This window comes from Actinomycetospora chibensis (assembly GCF_028737215.1).
In the GTDB taxonomy this organism is placed as follows: Bacteria; Actinomycetota; Actinomycetes; order Mycobacteriales; family Pseudonocardiaceae; genus Actinomycetospora; species Actinomycetospora chibensis.
Genome location: NZ_JAQZAM010000009.1, coordinates 91,765 through 108,339 on the forward strand (window position 1 = coordinate 91,765; position 16,575 = coordinate 108,339).

At 76.7% G+C, this 16,575-nt stretch carries 12 protein-coding genes and 1 tRNA gene; 6 read left to right on the plus strand and 7 right to left on the minus strand.

All coding sequences use genetic code 11. The annotated features are described in order from the left end of the window. Window positions 1-11 precede the first annotated feature (11 nt). The gene (locus tag PH189_RS15320) at window positions 12-1,235 is read right to left on the minus strand and encodes an amidohydrolase (RefSeq protein ID WP_274189670.1); all 1,224 of its coding nucleotides are present in this window, start codon (window positions 1,233-1,235) and stop codon (window positions 12-14) included. 287 nt (window positions 1,236-1,522) lie between these two features. Here PH189_RS15320 and PH189_RS15325 point away from each other — a divergent pair, with 287 nt between their 5' ends. Genes PH189_RS15325 through PH189_RS15340 form a run of 4 tightly spaced genes read left to right on the plus strand, consistent with a single transcriptional unit; the run spans window position 1,523 to window position 6,817 of the window. Continuing rightward, window positions 1,523-4,447 carry a serine/threonine-protein kinase gene (locus PH189_RS15325; RefSeq protein ID WP_274189671.1) on the plus strand — a complete coding sequence of 975 codons (2,925 nt, stop codon included), beginning with the start codon at window positions 1,523-1,525 and terminating at the stop codon, window positions 4,445-4,447. An 11-nt stretch (window positions 4,448-4,458) separates the two neighbouring features. Next, window positions 4,459-5,292: a purine-nucleoside phosphorylase gene (locus PH189_RS15330; protein WP_274189672.1), complete on the plus strand. Its 834-nt coding sequence runs from the start codon at window positions 4,459-4,461 to the stop codon at window positions 5,290-5,292. A 52-nt stretch (window positions 5,293-5,344) separates the two neighbouring features. Then, window positions 5,345-5,821, plus strand: coding sequence for a flavodoxin family protein (locus PH189_RS15335; RefSeq protein WP_274189673.1), 477 nt, complete (start codon window positions 5,345-5,347; stop codon window positions 5,819-5,821). 60 nt (window positions 5,822-5,881) lie between these two features. Then, the gene (locus tag PH189_RS15340; RefSeq protein ID WP_274189674.1) at window positions 5,882-6,817 is read left to right on the plus strand and encodes an NADP-dependent oxidoreductase; all 936 of its coding nucleotides are present in this window, start codon (window positions 5,882-5,884) and stop codon (window positions 6,815-6,817) included. Here the strand turns inward: PH189_RS15340 and rsmI are convergent. After that, window positions 6,806-7,663: a 16S rRNA (cytidine(1402)-2'-O)-methyltransferase gene (gene rsmI / locus PH189_RS15345; protein ID WP_274189675.1), complete on the minus strand. Its 858-nt coding sequence runs from the start codon at window positions 7,661-7,663 to the stop codon at window positions 6,806-6,808. The genes PH189_RS15340 and rsmI overlap by 12 nt on opposite strands. A gap of 25 nt (window positions 7,664-7,688) precedes the next feature. Between rsmI and PH189_RS15350 the strand changes: the two genes are divergently transcribed. Next, window positions 7,689-9,254 carry a dolichyl-phosphate-mannose--protein mannosyltransferase gene (locus PH189_RS15350; protein ID WP_378015052.1) on the plus strand — a complete coding sequence of 522 codons (1,566 nt, stop codon included), beginning with the start codon at window positions 7,689-7,691 and terminating at the stop codon, window positions 9,252-9,254. On the opposite strand, the gene PH189_RS15355 is transcribed toward PH189_RS15350, so the two are convergent. Then, window positions 9,237-9,848 (minus strand): hypothetical protein, encoded by a 612-nt coding sequence (locus PH189_RS15355; RefSeq protein WP_274189676.1) that lies wholly within the window; start codon window positions 9,846-9,848, stop codon window positions 9,237-9,239. The two genes, PH189_RS15350 and PH189_RS15355, sit on opposite strands and share 18 nt — an antisense overlap. Window positions 9,849-9,944: 96 nt before the next feature. Here PH189_RS15355 and PH189_RS15360 point away from each other — a divergent pair, with 96 nt between their 5' ends. Then, entirely contained in the window at window positions 9,945-12,989 is a 3,045-nt protein-coding gene (locus PH189_RS15360) for an ATP-binding protein (protein ID WP_274189677.1), read from the plus strand. Between the two features lie 53 nt (window positions 12,990-13,042). Here PH189_RS15360 and PH189_RS15365 read toward each other — a convergent pair. The 4 genes from PH189_RS15365 to glp form a co-directional block, all read right to left on the minus strand. Continuing rightward, a tRNA-Ala gene (locus PH189_RS15365) sits at window positions 13,043-13,115 on the minus strand. Between the two features lie 50 nt (window positions 13,116-13,165). After that, complete coding sequence (gene sepX, locus PH189_RS15370) at window positions 13,166-14,299, minus strand: divisome protein SepX/GlpR (protein WP_274189678.1); 1,134 nt, start codon at window positions 14,297-14,299, stop codon at window positions 13,166-13,168. 223 nt (window positions 14,300-14,522) lie between these two features. Next, window positions 14,523-15,197: a GNAT family N-acetyltransferase gene (locus PH189_RS15375; protein WP_274189679.1), complete on the minus strand. Its 675-nt coding sequence runs from the start codon at window positions 15,195-15,197 to the stop codon at window positions 14,523-14,525. A 5-nt stretch (window positions 15,198-15,202) separates the two neighbouring features. Continuing rightward, entirely contained in the window at window positions 15,203-16,456 is a 1,254-nt protein-coding gene (gene glp, locus PH189_RS15380) for a molybdotransferase-like divisome protein Glp (protein ID WP_274189680.1), read from the minus strand. Window positions 16,457-16,575: the final 119 nt, after the last annotated feature.

Below are 16,575 nucleotides of genomic sequence, written 5' to 3' on the forward strand. Positions count from 1 at the left end.
ATGCGTCCGGGTCAGCCCGCGAGGGTGGCCAGCGCGGCGTGCGCCAGCGTCCGCACACCGACCGGCAGGGCACGCTCGTCGAGGTCGAACGTGGGCTGGTGCAGGTCGGACATGTCGCCCGACCCCGACCAGACCCCGAGACGGCCCATCGCACCCGGGACGTGCTCGAGGTACCAGCCGAAGTCCTCGCCACCGCTGGACTGCTCGGTGCCGACTGCGGCGTCGAGCCCGACGGCCCGCTCGGCCGCGCGGGCCAGCAGGTCGGCCGAGACGGCGTCGTTGACCACCGGCGGGACCCCGCGGCGGTGCTCGAGCACGTAGCCGACGCCGGTGGGTGCGAGCAGCGCGGTGACCAGCGACCGGACCAGCGGCTCGAGCTCGTTCCACGTCGCGTGCTGGGCGGTGCGCAGCGTGCCGCCGAGCACGCCCTGTTGCGGGACGGCGTTCGTGGCGTTGCCGGCCTGGACGGTGCCCCAGACCAGGACGGTGCCCGAGCGCGGGTCGACCCGGCGGGACAGCAGGTCGGGCAGGCCGGTGATCACGGTGCCGAGCGCGTGCACGAGGTCCGCGGTCAGGTGCGGGCGCGAGGTGTGCCCGCCCGGCGAGGTGAGGCGAAGCTCGAGCATGTCGCACGCCGAGGTGATCGCCCCGGTGCGCGTGCCGACCTTGCCGACCTCGAGACGCGGGTCGCAGTGCAGCGCGAAGATGCGGTCGACCCCGTCGAGCCCGTCGGCGGCGATGACGTCGAGCGCACCCCCGGGCTGCACCTCCTCGGCGGGCTGGAAGATCAGCCTCACCCGGCCGGGCAGCTCCTCCGGGGACGCGGCGAGCGCGAGCCCCGCGCCGAGCACCATGGCGGTGTGCGCGTCGTGGCCGCACATGTGCGCGACACCCGGCACCTGGGAGGCCCAGGGCACCTCGACCTGCTCGGTCAGCGGCAGGGCGTCGATATCGGCGCGCAGGGCCACCGTGCGCGGGCCCTGGCCGATGTCGCAGACCAGGCCGGTGCCGGGCAGGAGCCGGGGGCGCAGGCCCGCGCCGGCCAGGGTCTCGGCCACGAGACGGGTGGTCTCGTGCTCGCGACGGGCCAGCTCGGGGCGGGCGTGGATCGCCCGGCGCCAGGAGACGACGTCGTCGGCGTGCGCGGCGAGCCAGCGATCGATCCACTCCGGGCCGTGGCCCGCGCCGAGATCGGCCACGGGGGCCGTCACCGGGCGTGGCTGTGCCAGAGTCATCGAACACACCTCCCTGCCGAACCCGTTGCCAGTCCGACTGTCCGGCCCAGCATGCCTGCGCCGGACGGCGGTTGTGGGCAACGAGACCGCCCTCGCGCCGAGGGGTCGCGACCGCGCTGTGTGCGGTGTACCACCCCCCGGGACAGTCCGACGAGCGGACGGACGGTGCTGGTCACCGGTGTCCCGGGCCGCTGCCCGGCGGTCGCCGCCCGTCCGTCGCACATCGCTCACAAGGGGGGTACCCCGGGGGCGGTCCGCCCAACGGTCGGCGTTGCCATGATGGAGACGTGACCCCCGCACCCGCCGACGCCCCCGGTCCGCGCCGGCTCGTCGGGCGCTACCGCCTCGAGCACGAGCTCGGACGCGGCGCCATGGGCACCGTGTGGTCGGCGTACGACGAGGTCCTGCACCGCGCCGTCGCGGTCAAGGAGGTGCGGCTGTCGTCCGTGCCCGTCAACGAGCGCGGCATCGTCCGGGAGCGGACGCTGCGCGAGGCCCGGGCCACGGCCATGCTCAGCCACCCCAACGTCGTCACCCTCTACGACGTCGTCGAGGTCAACTCCGAGCCCTACGTCGTCATGGAGCTGCTGCCCTCGCGCAGCCTCGCGAGCTACATCGGCGAGCGCGGCACGCTCACCCAGCCCGAGGCGGCCGAGATCGGTTCCGCGGTGGCGTCGGCCCTGACGACGGCCCACCGGGCGGGCATCACGCACCGCGACGTCAAGCCCGGCAACGTGCTCATCGGCGAGAACGGGCAGATCAAGCTCACCGACTTCGGGATCGCCCGCAACGCGGCCGAGCAGTCGATGACGCAGACCGGCACCGTGCTCGGCTCCCCGCCCTACATCGCGCCCGAGGTCGCGATGGGGCGCGCGGTCGGGCCGGCCGCCGACCTCTGGGGGCTCGGCGCCACCCTCTTCGCCTGCCTCGAGGGACGCCCGCCCTACGACGCGGGCGACCCCGTCGGCACCGTCACCGAGGTCGTGCACGGCGACGTGCCCGTGCCCACCGGGCGCGGACCCGTCGTCGACGTCATCCGGGGCCTGATGGTCAAGGATCCCGCCCTGCGTATGCCGCTCGCCGCGGTCCGCCGGCGCCTGCGCCCGCTGCTGTCCGACCCGGAGGGTCCCGTCCTCGCCGCCCCGTCCGCGCCGCGCACCGCGGCGTTCCGGGTGCCGCGGGCGGGCGAGGTCAGCGACCAGGCCGGGATCATGCCGGTCCCGGCGTCCTCCTCGCGGGGGCCGGCCGGGACGCTGGTCGAGGGGTCGCCGGACGCCCCGGGCGAGGTGCCGGCGAGCCCGCCCCCGACGCCGGACGCCAAGCCCTCCCCCACCCCACGGTCCGGGACCGACGCCGCGAGCGGGCCCGCGGGAGCCGTGGGCCCCGCGGTCGACGAGGCCCGCGTCACCGACCCGCCGCAGGAGGCGCCCGAGAAGAAGGACGAGGCCGTCCCGGGCGAGCAGGCGGCCGCCGGCGCGGCGGTGGCGGCGGGCGCGGCGGTCGCGGCGGGTGCGGCGGCGGGCGAGGACGGGGACGACGAGAAGGCCGAGGCAGCGTCCGAGGTCGAGGAGTCCACGAAGTCCGGGGAGTCCGGGGAGTCCACGAAGTCCGGGGAGTCCGCGGAGTCCGAGGACGCGGCGGGCGACGCGGAGCTCGCCGAGGCACCGGAAGCGTCCGAGGCACCCGAGGCCGCCGAGGCGTCCGAGGGCAAGGCTGCCGAGGTCACGGCTGCCGAGGTCACGGCTGCCGGGGTCACGGCTGCCGGGGACGCCGAGGTCGCGTCCGACCCCGAGGCGTCCGAGGGCGAGGTCGTCGAGGCCGCCGAGGTCGGGGCGGGCACGGACGAAGAGGACGAGCCGGCCGAGGCGGCGTCCACCGGGGAGAAGACCGAGGGGAAGACCGAGGGCGAGGCGGCGGACGCCGCGGCACTCGAGGAGGCCGACGCCCCGGAGGCCACGGGAGCGGCGGCCGACGAGGCCCCCGCGAGCACGAACACCGAGGCGCCGGAGCCGGTGCGCGCCGACGACGACGCGTCGCCCGCAGCGGTGCCGGCGGTCACCGACGCCGAGGCGAAGGGACCCGCCGAGGCCCGGTCCGGGGCCCAGCCGGAAGCGCCGTCGACGGCCGAGTCCACGTCGGACGGGAAGACGGACGGGAAGACGGATTCGCCCGCGCCCGCCGAGAAGCCGGCCGACGAGCCCGCCGCCGGGCCCACGGACAAGCCTGCGCCCGCCGCCCCGGGCAACGGCCGGGCCCGGCCGGCGGCAGCGCGGGCCGCGGCGTCGGCACCGGGCGACGCCGAGACCACGATGGTCGGCCCGCGGGTGCCGCGCTCCGAGGACGTCACGCGGGCGGTGCGCCGCCCTCCGGCTCCGCCGCCGCGCACCGTCGGCCCGCCGACGCCCGGGCGCTGGACCCCACCCGGCGGTGCCCCGGCCCCGGGATGGCGGCCCCCGCCGCAGAGGCCCGCCGCGGCGGCTCCGGGCGGTCCGGGCGCCACCGGGCAGCGGCTCGCCGCCGACCCGGGCCCACTGCCGTTCACGCCGTCGGCGCGGCCCGCACCGGCGCCGCGCCGGTCGCCCTGGGCCGTGGCCGGGGTCGTCGCGCTGCTCGTGCTGATGGCCGCGCTCGGGGCGGTCGGGGCGTACGCCCTGACCCGCTCGCTGGCCGGCCAGGGGCCGCTGTCGACGGATCTCACGCCCGCCGGCCCCGAGGTCGCGGGCACGGTGCTCGTCGCGCACGCCGACACCGACCAGCGCTACGCGGGCACCGGCCTGGACTTCAGCGCGCTGGTGCCCGCCGGCTGGCAGCAGTTCCGGCTCGAGCAGCCCGGCGGCGACGTCACGGTGCGCTTCGTGTCGCCCGACGCGGGCCGCGAGCTGCGGATCGACCGCGTCACCGGCTTCTACCCGTCCCAGCGCGCCGCGGACTACATCGCGCTGCTCTCCCGGCCGGACAGCCTCGGCGTGGACGGCTCGTCGGTCGGCCCGGTGGAGACGGTCGGCGCGGGCACCCCCGGCGGGGAGTCGCCCCAGCAGACCGTCTACCGCACCACCTCCGGGCCGACCGACGACCGCACGACCTGGACGCGCCTCGTGCCCTCGGGCACCAGCCTGTGGGTGATCCGGCTGACCGCCACGAGCACCGACGTCGTCGGGGCGCCCGACCAGTTCCAGGCCGTCGCCGACAGCTTCGCCGCACCGCCCCCCTAGGCTCGCCGCCGATGACCGAGATCGAGCCGCTCGCGCCGCCCCGTCCCTCCGCCGAGGAGGCCGCGTCCGAGCTGGCCCGGCGCACGGGCGCCCTGACCCACGACGTCGCCGTGGTGCTCGGCTCCGGCTGGGGGCCCGCGGCCGACGCGTTCGGCCCGCCCGTCGCCGAGGTCCCGTTCTCCGAGCTGCCCGGCTTCACCCCGCCCGGCGCGCCCGACCACGCCGGGGTGGCGCGCTCGGTGGAGCTCGGCGGTCGGCGGGTGCTGGTACTCCTGGGGCGCACGCACCTCTACGAGGGCCACGGCCCGGAGCAGGTCGTGCACCCGGTGCGGACGGCCTGCGCGGCCGGCGCCACGAGCGTCGTCCTGACGAACGCCGCCGGCGGGATCGACCCGTCGTACGCGGTCGGCCAGCCGGTCCTGATCGCCGACCACCTGAACCTCACGGGCCGCTCGCCGCTCGTCGGACCCGAGTTCGTCGACCTCACCGGCGCCTACGACCCGGGGCTGCGCGCCCTGGCCCGCGCGATCGACCCGGAGCTCGCCGAGGGCGTGTACGCGGGGCTGCCCGGTCCGCACTTCGAGACCCCGGCCGAGATCCGCATGCTGGCCACCCTGGGCGCCGACCTCGTCGGGATGTCGACGGTGCTCGAGACGATCGCCGCGCGGGCCGCCGGGGTGCGGGTCGCGGGGGTCGCGCTGGTGAGCAACCCGGCGGCGGGGACCACCGACGCGGCCGTCGACCACCTCGCCGTCATCGACGCCGTGCACGCCTCCGCCGCGCGCACCGGCGCGCTCCTGGTGCGGCTCGTCGAGGCCGCGCTGCGGGAGAGCCCGACCCCGTGACCCCGACACCATGACCCCGACACCATGACCCCGACACCATGACCCCGACACCATGACCACGGTGCTGGTCGTCCACCACACCCCGTCGCCGAGCCTGCACGAGCTGCTGGGCGCCGTCGTCGAGGGCGCGGGGACCGAGGAGATCGAGGCCGAGGTGGAGGTCGTCCGCCGGCCGGCCCTCACCGCAGGCGCGGCGGATGCGCTGGCCTGCGACGGCATCGTGCTCGGCACGCCGGCGAACATCGGGACGATGTCGGGCGCGCTCAAGCACTTCTTCGACCAGATCTACTACCCGTGCCTGGACGCGACCGCGGGGCGACCGTTCGGGCTGTACGTGCACGGCGGGTCGGACGTCGCCGGTGCCGTCCGTGACGTCCTGCGGATCACCGGCGCGCTCGGCTGGGAGCAGGTCGCCGAGGTCTGCGCGTCCACCGGCGAGATCGGCAGCGCCGAGCGCGAGGCGGCGTGGGAGCTCGGCGCCACGGTGGCGCTCCGGGCGGCCGAGCGCACGGGGACGTCGGGCGCATAGGGGCGGCGCGTGCGCTGCGGAACCGGGCATGCGGTGGCGGTCGCGGGCGTTGCGCGGGACATGACATCGAAGGTCGTGCAGTACCGCCGCTACGGCGGTCCCGAGGTCCTCGAGCTCGTCGACCGTGAGGACCCGACGCCCGGCCCGGGCCAGGTCCGCCTGGCCGTGCGCGCCGCCGCCGTGAACCCCTTGGACTGGAAGCTCCGTGGTGGCGCGATGGCGTCCGGGGACGCACCGGGCGCACCCCAGGTGCCCGGGTACGACGTCGCCGGGACCGTCGACGCGCTCGGTGAGGGGGTCACCGCATTCGCCGTGGGCGACGAGGTCGTCGGCAAGGCCACCGGCGGCGGCTACGCCGAGGAGGCCGTGGCCGATGTCCGGGCACTCGTGCGCAAGCCCGCCGAGGTGGGGTGGGAGACCGCTGCGGCGCTGCCGGTGGTCGCGACCACGGCGTACCGCGCGCTCGCCCTGCTGGGCCTCGGCGAGGGCGACCACACCGGCACCACGATCGTCATCGACGGCGCGTCCGGGGCCGTGGGCGTCGTCGCGGTGCAGCTCGCGGTGGCACGCGGGGCGACGGTGATCGGCAGTGCGGGCGAGGCCCACCAGGACGAGGTGCGCGCGCTCGGCGCCACTCCGGTGGTCTACGGCGAGGGCCTCGCCGACCGGGTCCGGGCCGTCGCCCCGGACGGCGTCGACCTCGGCTTCGACACCTCGGGCTACGGCGGGCTCCGCGACCTCGTCGCGCTGACGGGCTCCCCGGAGAAGGCGATCACGATCGCCGACTACGCCGGCGCGCAGGAGCTCGGCGTGACCTTCACCTCCGGCGGCGACCCGGACGACGAGAGCCGCGCCCTGGCCGAGGCCCTCGGCCTGCTCGCCGAGGGGCGGCTGCGGGCCCCGACCGTCGTCACCTACCCGCTCGCCGAGGCGGGCAGGGCCCAGGACGACAACCGGACCCGCCGCGTGGCGGGCAAGCTCGTCCTACTTCCGTAGCTGCACCGTCGCGTCGTAGAGCGCCTTCGTCGAGACGCCGTGGACGGTCGCGACGTCGCGGGCGGCGTCCTTGAGGCGCCGGCCGTCGGCGACGAGCCCGAGGACCTCCTCCGCGAGGTCCTCGGGCTCCGGCGTCACCACGACCGCGGGACCGAGCACCACGGTGACCTCCCCCAGCACGTCCCGGGCGCCCGCCCACGCCGCGAGGTCGGCGAGCGGGCCGCGCACGACCTCCTCGTGGGTCTTGGTCAGCTCCCGGCAGATCGCGCCCGCGCGGTCTCCTCCCAGCACCTCCACGGCCACGGCCAGCAGCGACGCGAGCCGGCGTGGGGACTCGAAGAACACCGCGGTGCGCGACTCGGTCGCCAGGGACCGCAGCCAGGTGCGGCGACGTCCGTCGGCGCGGGGCGCGAAACCCTCGAAGCAGAAGCGGTCGGTCGGCAGCCCCGAGACCGCGAGCGCGGCGAGCACCGCCGACGGGCCGGGCAGGCAGCGCACGGCGAGACCGGCCTCCACACAGGCGGTGACGAGCCGGTAGCCGGGGTCGGAGACCGTGGGCATGCCGGCGTCGCTGACCACCAGCACCGTGCTGCCGTCGCGCACCGCCGCGACGAGCCCGGGGACGCGCGAGGCCTCGACGTCCTCGTAGAAGCTGACGACACGCCCGCCGACCGTCACCCCGAGCGCGGAGGCGAGACGGGCCAGCCGGCGGGTGTCCTCCGCGGCGACGACGTCGGCCGTGGCCAGCGCGTCGCGCAGCCGCGCGGAGGCGTCCGCGGGATCGCCCAGCGGGACGCCCGCCAGGAGGAGCACCCCGTCGGGGGCCCCGTGTGATGCTCCGGCCATCTCCGAGACCATACGATCGGCAGCCGTGACGGCCACCATCGCGCGCCCGGCGCCGGACGCGGCGAGCGTGCTCCCGTCGCCGAAGGACGCGCCGGCCGTCGCCCAGCTGCTCGGGCGACCGATGCCCACCGACCGCCTGCGCGGCTGGATCGTGGCGCTCGTCCTCACCGTCGTCGGCGGGATCGTGCGGTTCTGGGACGTCGGGTGGCCCACCGACCAGGGCACCCCGATCTTCGACGAGAAGCACTACGTGCCGCAGGCGTGGCAGGTCCTGCGCAACGGCGGGTACGAGGACAACCCGGGCTACGAGCTGGTGGTCCACCCGCCGCTGTCGAAGCAGCTCATGGCGGTCGGCCAGTGGGTGTTCGGGTACGACCCGGTGGGCTGGCGCGCCGCGTCGGCGCTCGCCGGCACGATCGCGATCCTGGCGATCGTCCGGGTGGCCCGGCGCCTGACCCGCTCCACGCTGCTCGGCGCCCTCGCCGGTGTCCTGCTGATCGCCGACGGCGTCAGCCACGTGTCGGCGCGCGTCGGCATGATCGACATCTTCCCGGCGCTGTTCGTGCTGCTCGCGTTCGCGGCGATCCTGGTCGACCGCGACGACGTGCGGGCCCGGCTCGCGGTCGTCGTCGCGGAGGGCCGGATCGCGCAGACGGTGTACGGGCCGCGTCTCGGCGTGCGGTGGTGGCGCCTGGCCGCCGGCGCGTGCCTCGGGCTGTCGCTCGCCGCGAAGTGGTCGGGCCTGTACTACATCGTCTTCTTCGGCGCCCTGCTGATCGGCTTCGACATGGCCGCCCGGCGGGCCGCGGGCGTCGCGCGCCCGTTCGTCGGCACCCTCGTCCGCGACGTCGCGCCGGCGGTGTGGGCGTTCCTCGCCGTCCCGGTGCTGTGCTACCTCGCGAGCTGGCTGCCCTGGATCGCCAGCGAGACCGGCACCGATCGGCACGCCGTCGGCCAGCAGCTGCCCGTGGGCGGGGCGGCGGCTTTCCTGCCCGACTGGCTGCGCGGGCTGGCCTACTACAGCACCAAGGTGCTGGAGTTCCACGCCACGCTCGACACCCCGCGGGGGTCGCCGCACCCCTGGGAGTCCAAGCCGTGGACGTGGCCGATGGGGCTGCGCCCGATGCTGTACTCCTACGAGTCCGGCACCGCCGAGGCCGGCTGCGGCGGCCCGTCCTGCGTGTCCGCGGTGATGCTGATCGGGACGCCCGCCCTGTGGTGGGCGTCGGTGCCGGCGCTCGGCTGGTCGATCTGGCGCGTCGTGACGACGTTCGACTGGCGCCACGCCGCCGTGCTCGTGGGCTACGGCGCGGGCTTCCTGCCGTGGTTCACCAACCTCGACCGCCAGATGTACTTCTTCTACATGACGCCCGTGGCGCCGTTCCTGGTGCTGGCGGTGGTGCTGGCCCTCGGGGAGTTCCTCGGACGGCGGGAGCAGGGGCTCGAACGTCGTCGGGTCGGGACGCTCGTGGTCGGCATCTACACCGGCCTCGTCGTCGCCAACTTCGCGTGGCTGTGGCCGATCCTCGTCGGCGCCTGGGTCACCGCCGACCGCTGGAACGCGGAGCTGTGGCTACCGTCCTGGCGCTGAGCGCGAGCTCATGCCGTCACCCCGCCGGGCGAGCATCGCGGGCAGGACCAGCGTCAGCGCGGTGACCGTCAGCGCCCCGCTGGAGCCGAACACCGTGTAGCCGGCCTCGACGTCGACGCCGATCACGGTCGTCACCGTCCACCCGAGGGCCCACGCGGCGCCGAGCAGGAGAGGCCAGGCCGCGGCGACGGCCCCGAGCCGCCGGACGAGCACGAGCGCCTGCGCGAGTCCGACCGCGGCGCCGCACACGGCGCCCTGGATCGCGAGGTCGGCGAGCCCCACCCGGTAGGAGACCGCGTCGGCACCGACCGCCAGGCCCGCGGCGAGCCCGACGCCGGTCGCGAGGGTCCAGGTGACCACCGGGACCCGTGGCGCCCCGAAGCCCACCCGCAGCCCGAGGGCCTGGACGGCACCGAGGACCGCGCCCGTCAGCAGCCCGCCGAGCAGGGCCGGGACCGGCCCCTGCACGGGGCCGGCGAGCTCGGCGACCAGCCCGCCGAGCGGGAAGCCGAGGAACGTGGCGAGCCAGGCGAGCGTGCGTCGCCGGGTTGTCGTGCGCACCGGCACGCGGCTGGCGGTGTGGAGATCGGTCATCGTCGCTCCCGGGGTTCGGTGGGGATGCGCCGAGGGTCGCGGGAGGCGCTGACGGAACGCTGACGGTGCGCTGAGGCCGGTCCTAGGCTCGCTGGCGTGCTGACCGTCGCCCTGCTCGGACCCGTGGAGGTCCGGCGCGACGACGAGCCGGTGCCCGTGCCGTCCGGACGCACCACCGAGGTGCTGGTCCGGCTCGCCCTCGAGGCCGGGCGCAGCGTGCGGGCGGAGCAGATCCTCGACGAGCTGTGGGCGGGGAGCGAGGGCCGCAACACGCTGCAGTCGAAGGTGTCGCAGCTGCGTCGCGCGCTCGGCGGGCCCGCGCCGGTGTCGTTCGGCCACGGTGGCTACCGCCTCGACGTCGACGACGTCGACCTGCTCGCGGTCGAGCGGCTGGCCGGGCAGGTCACGGAGGCCCGGCGAGCCGGGGACCTCGAGCTGGTCCGGGACCGCGCCGCGGCGGCGCTCGCGCACTTCCGCGGGGACGTCCTGCAGGGCGCCGGGGACGGCGCCTGGCTCGAGCCGCACCGGCGTCGCTGGGAGGAGGTCCGGCTGGGGCTGGTCGAGGACCACCTGGCCGCCCGGGTCGCCCTGGGCGCCGGCGGGGACGTCGTCGGCGAGCTCGAGGAGCTCACCGAGCGCCACCCGCTGCGCGAGGGACTGTGGTCGTCGCTGGTCACCGCGCTGTACCGCGCCGGTCGGCAGGCCGACGCGCTGGCGGCCTACGCCCGCGTCCGCCGCCGTCTCCTCGAGGACCTCGGCGTGGATCCCGGCCCCGGTCTGCGCCGGCTCGAGGAGGAGATCCTCGCCCAGAGCGCCTCGCTGGCCGGACTCGGACCCGCCCCCGACCGCCGGCCCGGCAACCTCCCGCCGGTGGCGCCCGGCCTCGTCGGCCGCGCGACGGAGTCGGCCGCGCTCCACGCGCTGCTCACCGAGCACCGGGTGGTCACCGTCGTCGGCCCGGCCGGCGTCGGCAAGAGCCGCACGGCGCTCGCCGTCGCGCACGGCCGCGACGAACCCGGCGGCGCGTGGCTGGTGCGCCTCGACGGCGTGAGCGACCCGTCGTCGGTCCCGCGCGCCGTGGCCGAGGCGCTGCACGTCCCCGCGGGCGAGCTCGCCGCGCGCTTCGCCGGGCCCGCGTCGGTGCTGCTGCTCGACAACGCCGAGCACCTCCGCGACGCCGTGGCCGACCTCGTCGAGCTCCTGCTCGTCGGCGCACCCCGGCTGCGGATCCTCGTCACGAGCCAGGTGCCGCTGGCGCTCGACGCCGAGGCCGCGTTCACCCTCGCGCCGCTCGCGCCGGACGACGCGTCCGCCCTGTTCGCGGCCCGGGCCGCGCGCCTGCCGCGTCCCGTCACCCTCACCGACGAGACCGCCGACGCCGTCGATCAGCTCTGCCGGCGCCTCGACGGGCTGCCGCTGGCCCTCGAGCTCGCGGCGGCCCGGCTGGCGTCGCTGTCGGTGCCCGAGCTCACCCGTCGGCTGGACGACCGGTTCGCGCTGCTCCACGACCCGACCAGGCGGGGCCCCGCCCGGCGTCGCGGTCTGCAGGCCGCGATCGGCTGGAGCCACGACCTCCTGGAACCCGACGACCGTCGCGGGCTGTGGGCGCTCGCGGTGTTCGCCGAGGGCGCGCCCCTGTCCGCCGCCGAGCACGTGATCGGCGCGCTCGGGATCCCCGCACCGGCGGCCCTCGACGTCGTCGGACGCCTCGTCGACCGCTCGCTGGTCACCGTCGACGTCTCCGGGCACGGCGCGGTCCGCTACCGCCTGCTCGACAGCATCCGGGCCTTCGCCCGCGACCGGCTCGCCGAGGCCGGGCTGGCGGACGTCGCGGGCGCGGCGCACGCGGCGTGGTTCGCCGAGGTCGCGGACCATCACGCCCTCACCGTCCGCGGCCCCGAGCAGGTCGCGTGCCTCGAGACCGTCCGGGTCGACCGCGCCAACATCGACGCCGCGCTCGCGTGGTGCGCCGTCCACGACCCGCCGCAGGGCCTGCGGACGGCCGTCGGCTTCGGGTGGACGTGGGTGGTGCTGGGCGACGGCGAGGCCGGGGCCGCGCGGGTCCGGCGCGCCCTCATGGCGACGCCCGAGGCCGACACCTCGACGTCCGCCACCGCGCTCCTGCTCGCCGGCTGGCTCGAGGCCTCCGCCGGGGACCTGGAGCTCGCGGCCGGCGACCTCGACCGCGCCGAGGTGCTGGTCGACGACGACCGGCTGCGGCCCGACCTCCACCGCCACCGGGCGTTCCTGCGCATCCAGCAGGGCCGTCCCACCGACGTCGTCGCCGAGGCGGAGGCCGCCGTCGCCGCGTACCGCGATCAGGGACGGGCCTGGGAGACCGCGGCGGCACTGCTCCTGGCCTCCTACGGCGCGGTCATGCTCGGTGACACGAGGACGGCCGGCCGGTCGGCCGCCGACGCCGTCGCGCTGCTCGAGCCCCTCGGCGACCCGTGGGGGCTCGTCCACGCCCGCGGCATGCTCGGCGCGATCGCGCAGGCCGAGGGACGGTTCGACGCGGCTGCGACGGAGCTCGCGGGCGCCGCGGCCGAGTCCGAACGACTCGGTTTCCGGGGACAGGCCGCCTTGCACCTGTCGCGGCTCGGGCGGGTCGAGCAGCAGCGCGGCGACCGCGCCGCCGCCGTCGCCACCCTCGACCGGGCCCTCGCCGCCGCACGACGGAGCGGCGACCCGCGGATCGCGGCGACGATCCGGACGACGCTCGCCCGCGTCCTGCGCACGTCCGGCGACGACGTCGTCGCGCTCGCGCTGATCGAGCAGAACGACCGCTGGTACCGCGACGCGGGCGGGGGCGACGGCGCTCTGCTCACCCGGTGCCTCCTCGCGGCCCTGGCCGCGGCCGAGGACCCGGAGACGTCGTGGTGGCTGCTCGGTGGTCTGCGCACCGAGGCGCGGGAGGCGGGTGACGACGAGGCCGAGCTCGCCGCGGTGGACGCCCTGGCGCTCCTCACCGCGCAGCGGGGCGAGGCCGAGCGCGCCGCCGACCTCCTCGCGGACGCCGACGCCCTCGCCGCGCGCGTCCACGCCGTGATCGACGCCGACCGGGTGGACGCGCAGCGGGCCCGTCGGCTGATCGGTGAGCGTCCGGCGCACCCCGCGGCCGAACCGCGGATACCGGGCTGAACCGTCCGGTGGAGCTCGCGGCGATCGCCCGGCGAGCGGAGATGGTGAAAGGGTGGAGCTGAGGGGAATCGAACCCCTGACCTACTCGATGCGAACGAGTCGCGCTACCAACTGCGCCACAGCCCCTGGTGCGTCGCCAACTCTAGCAACGCCGTCGATCGCGACCGGATGCCGGGTCAGGCCCCGGCCGCCCGCCGGTAGCCGTAGGAGCGCTCGCCGTCGAGGTCGTGGAAGGCCGGGTCGTCGTCGGTGTCGTCGACCAGCTCGAGATCGTCGGGCACCGGCGGAGCCGGCGTGCGCGGGGCCGCCCAGCGGGGCGAGGACGCGGCGCGGAGCTCCTCGTCCTCGAACCGGACCTGCTCGTCGTCGAGGTCGTCGGCCTCGTACTCCCCGTCGATCCAGTCCCGCTCGCCCCAGCCCTGACCATGCAGCGCGGCCATCCGCGCCTCGTGCTCGGCCTGGCGGGCACGGCGGGCCTCCAGCGCGCGCCGCTCCCCGGACAGGCGGGCGGCCCGGCGGACACGCACCTCCTCCTCGATGCGCGTCTGGCGGCGCAGGAAGGCGAGGTAGCCGACCAGGATGACGTCGGCGGCCACGTGCAGCCACCACATGGCGCTCGAGACGACCAGCGCGGCGAGCGCCGAGAGCACCGCCACCGCGATCAGGCCGAGCGCGACGCGCTGACGGAACGTGTAGCGGGCGCGCGCCGCGGCGGCCGCGGCGTCCGGGTCGAAGCCGCCCCGTCCCGGCCGGTAGGTGCGCAGGGCGCGCTCGGCGACCGGCTCGTCGTCCTCGAGGTCGTCCTCGAGGTCGTCCTCGAGGTACTCGTCGTCGAGGTACTCGTCATCGAGGTACTCGTCGTCCGGGTGCGGGGCCCGGCGCAGGACCCGCTCGCGCCCGGCGGGGCGGGGGTCGTCGTCGCGGTCGTCGAACTCGTCGAGCTCGGCCCGCTCGTCCTCGAGCTCGTCGTCGAGGTCCTCGTCGTGCTGGGCGTCGAGGTCGAGCTCCGCGTCGAGGGCCTCGGGGGTCTCGTCCGCGCGCTCGGCCAGCACGGTGCCGGTCGCGGTACCGCCCGTGCCCCCCGTCCCGCCGCCTCCCGCCGCCACCGTGCGTCCGGTGCGTGCGTCCGCCTGCGCAGTGGTCACGGGGACCTCCTCGATCAGGGGTGCGCCCGCCGTCCGCGGCAGCACCCGGGCACTCAGGTCGGCCTCGGCGGGGCGGGGAACCATCTGGCGACGCCGGGCCACGACCGGGACGAGGACCACCAGCCACGCCAGGACCAGGGCCGCGAACACGACCGAGCTCGGCACCGCACACCCCCCACCTCGGACGACCGCGACGGGCCGGATCCGGTTCGTCGCAGGCGCCACGCTAGTCACACGAGTCCCGTGGGCCTCGCAGCCGACGCGGCGTGTCGTGTGCGAGCGGTGACGAGATCCCTCCAGTAGGGGAACCAGACGCCAGCAGGTTTGGGTCCCTTAGCACTCGACCGGATGGTCGGGAAGGCTCAACCCCTGCGCCATGTGGGTGTAACTATCGATCTCGCTCGGCGAGGCCGGCCCGGAGCACCCGGGCGACCAGGCCGTCGGGCAGCACGTCCTCCTCGGTGACCGCCAGGACGAGGTGGTCGCGCCAGTCGCCGTCGACCTCCAGGTACCGGCGCAGCAGCCCCTCCTCGCGGAAACCGAGCTTCGCGAGCACCCGCCGGCTGCGCACGTTCTCCGGCCGCACCGTCGCCTCGATGCGGTGCAGGCCCACCCGGGCGAAGCAGTGGTCGACGGCCAGGGCGACGGCCGCCGTCGCGACACCGCCACCCGCGACCTGCGCGCTGACCCAGTAGCCGACGTACGCCGAGAGCAACGGCTCGCGCACCACGTTGCCGACCACGACCTGGCCTGCGAACTCGCCGTCGACGAGCAGCGTGAACGGCAGTGCCTGCCCCGCGCGGCCCATCGCGCGCAGCGCGCTCCATCGCGTGGGCCACTCCGAGAGCGCGTTCCGCTCCGCCCACGGGCCGGGCAGGGTCGGCTCCCACGGCGCGAGGTGCTCCTCGTCCCGCTGCCGGATGCGCGACCAGGCCCGGCCGTCCCGCAGGCGCACCGGGCGCAGCTCGACGACGCCCGCCGGCACCCTCAGGGCCCGGGTGCGCGCGGGCCAGCCGGGGTGACGCCCGGTCGGCCGGGGCCCGCCCCACGGGGGTCGGGACACGAGCGTCAGGTGCGCGGCGCGAGGAACGACACCCGCACCGGGGCGTCCATGCCGACCTCGGTCGTGTCCTCGTCGATCACGATGAGCGCGTTGGCCTCCGCCAGGGAGGACAGCAGGTGGGAGCCGGAGCCGCCCAGCGGCTGGGCGAGGTAGTCGGCGGTGCCGCGGTCGCGCAGCAGGCGCCCGCGCACGTAGCTGCGGCGCCCGGGCGGGGACGACACCGGCGAGAGCAGCGAGGCCATGACCTCGCGGCGGTGCAGCTCCTGGCGGCCCAGCGCCAGCCGGATCAGCGGGCGCACGAGCACCTCGAACGCGACGAGGGCCGACACCGGGTTCGCGGGGAGCAGGAACGTCGGGATCTCCTCGGCGCCGAGGCGGCCGAAGCCCTGGACGGAGCCGGGGTGCATGGCCACCCGCGAGATGTCGACGGGGCCGAGGGCGGACAGCGTGTCCTGGACGTCCTCCCCCAGGCGCCCGCCGACGCCGCCCGCGAGGACGACGATCTCGGAGCGCGCGAGCGCCGACTCGACGGCCTCGCGCAGGGCCGTCGCATCGGCGGAGACGAGGGGCAGGCGCGTCACCTCCGCGCCGGCGTCCGCGGCCGCGGCGGCCAGTGCGTAGGAGTTGACGTCGACGACCTGGCCGGTGCCCGGCGTGCGGTCGAGGTCGACCAGCTCGTCGCCGACGGCGAGCACCGACACGCGCGGGCGCGGATGCACGAGCACCTTGGTGCGCCCGACCGCGGCCAGCAGGCCCACCTGGGCGGGGCCGACGGTGGCGCCGCGACGGACGGCGACGTCCCCGGGGGCGACGTCCTCGCCGACGCGGCGGACCCACGCCGCCGACGGCACGGGCGTCTTGACGGTGAGCCGGGCGCGGTGCCCGGTGCCCTTGCTGCCCGGGTCGTCGGCCGCGTCGGTGTGGTCGTGCGGGGCGACGGCGTCGGCGAGCGTCGGCAGGGGCGCGCCGGTGGCGACCCGCACGGCCTGGCCGGGCTGCAGGCGGTGCGCCTGCCGGGAGCCGACCGCCACCTCGCCCACCACGGGCAGCTCGACCGGCTCCTCGGCCGCGGCGCGCACGTCGACGCTGCGCACGGCGAAGCCGTCGACGGCCGCCTGGTCGAACCCGGGCAGCGCCCGGTCGGCGACGACCTCCTCGGCGCACAGCAGGCCCTGCGCGGAGGAGATGTCGACCCGGATCGGCGCGGGGCGGACCGCGGCGTCGAGCACACGGCGCAGCTGGGCCTCGACCGTCCTCACCGCCTGCCCCTTCCCTCTGGCCGGCTCCTCATGGGCCCATCGTCCTACGCCGGGCGTCGGGCGGAGGGGACCGACGCGCCCGATATCGTGGGACGGGTCCCGCGCCCCGTTGGTGAGAG

What these genes read in the sequence shown, in the direction of transcription:
- PH189_RS15335 (WP_274189673.1), top strand. Translation starts at nt 5,345, where the DNA reads ATGACCACGGTGCTGGTCGTCCACCACACCCCGTCGCCGAGCCTGCAC.
- PH189_RS15355 (WP_274189676.1), bottom strand. Translation starts at nt 9,848, where the DNA reads ATGACCGATCTCCACACCGCCAGCCGCGTGCCGGTGCGCACGACAACC.
- PH189_RS15340 (WP_274189674.1), top strand. Translation starts at nt 5,882, where the DNA reads ATGACATCGAAGGTCGTGCAGTACCGCCGCTACGGCGGTCCCGAGGTC.
- rsmI (WP_274189675.1), bottom strand. Translation starts at nt 7,663, where the DNA reads ATGGCCGGAGCATCACACGGGGCCCCCGACGGGGTGCTCCTCCTGGCG.
- PH189_RS15330 (WP_274189672.1), top strand. Translation starts at nt 4,459, where the DNA reads ATGACCGAGATCGAGCCGCTCGCGCCGCCCCGTCCCTCCGCCGAGGAG.
- PH189_RS15320 (WP_274189670.1), bottom strand. Translation starts at nt 1,235, where the DNA reads ATGACTCTGGCACAGCCACGCCCGGTGACGGCCCCCGTGGCCGATCTC.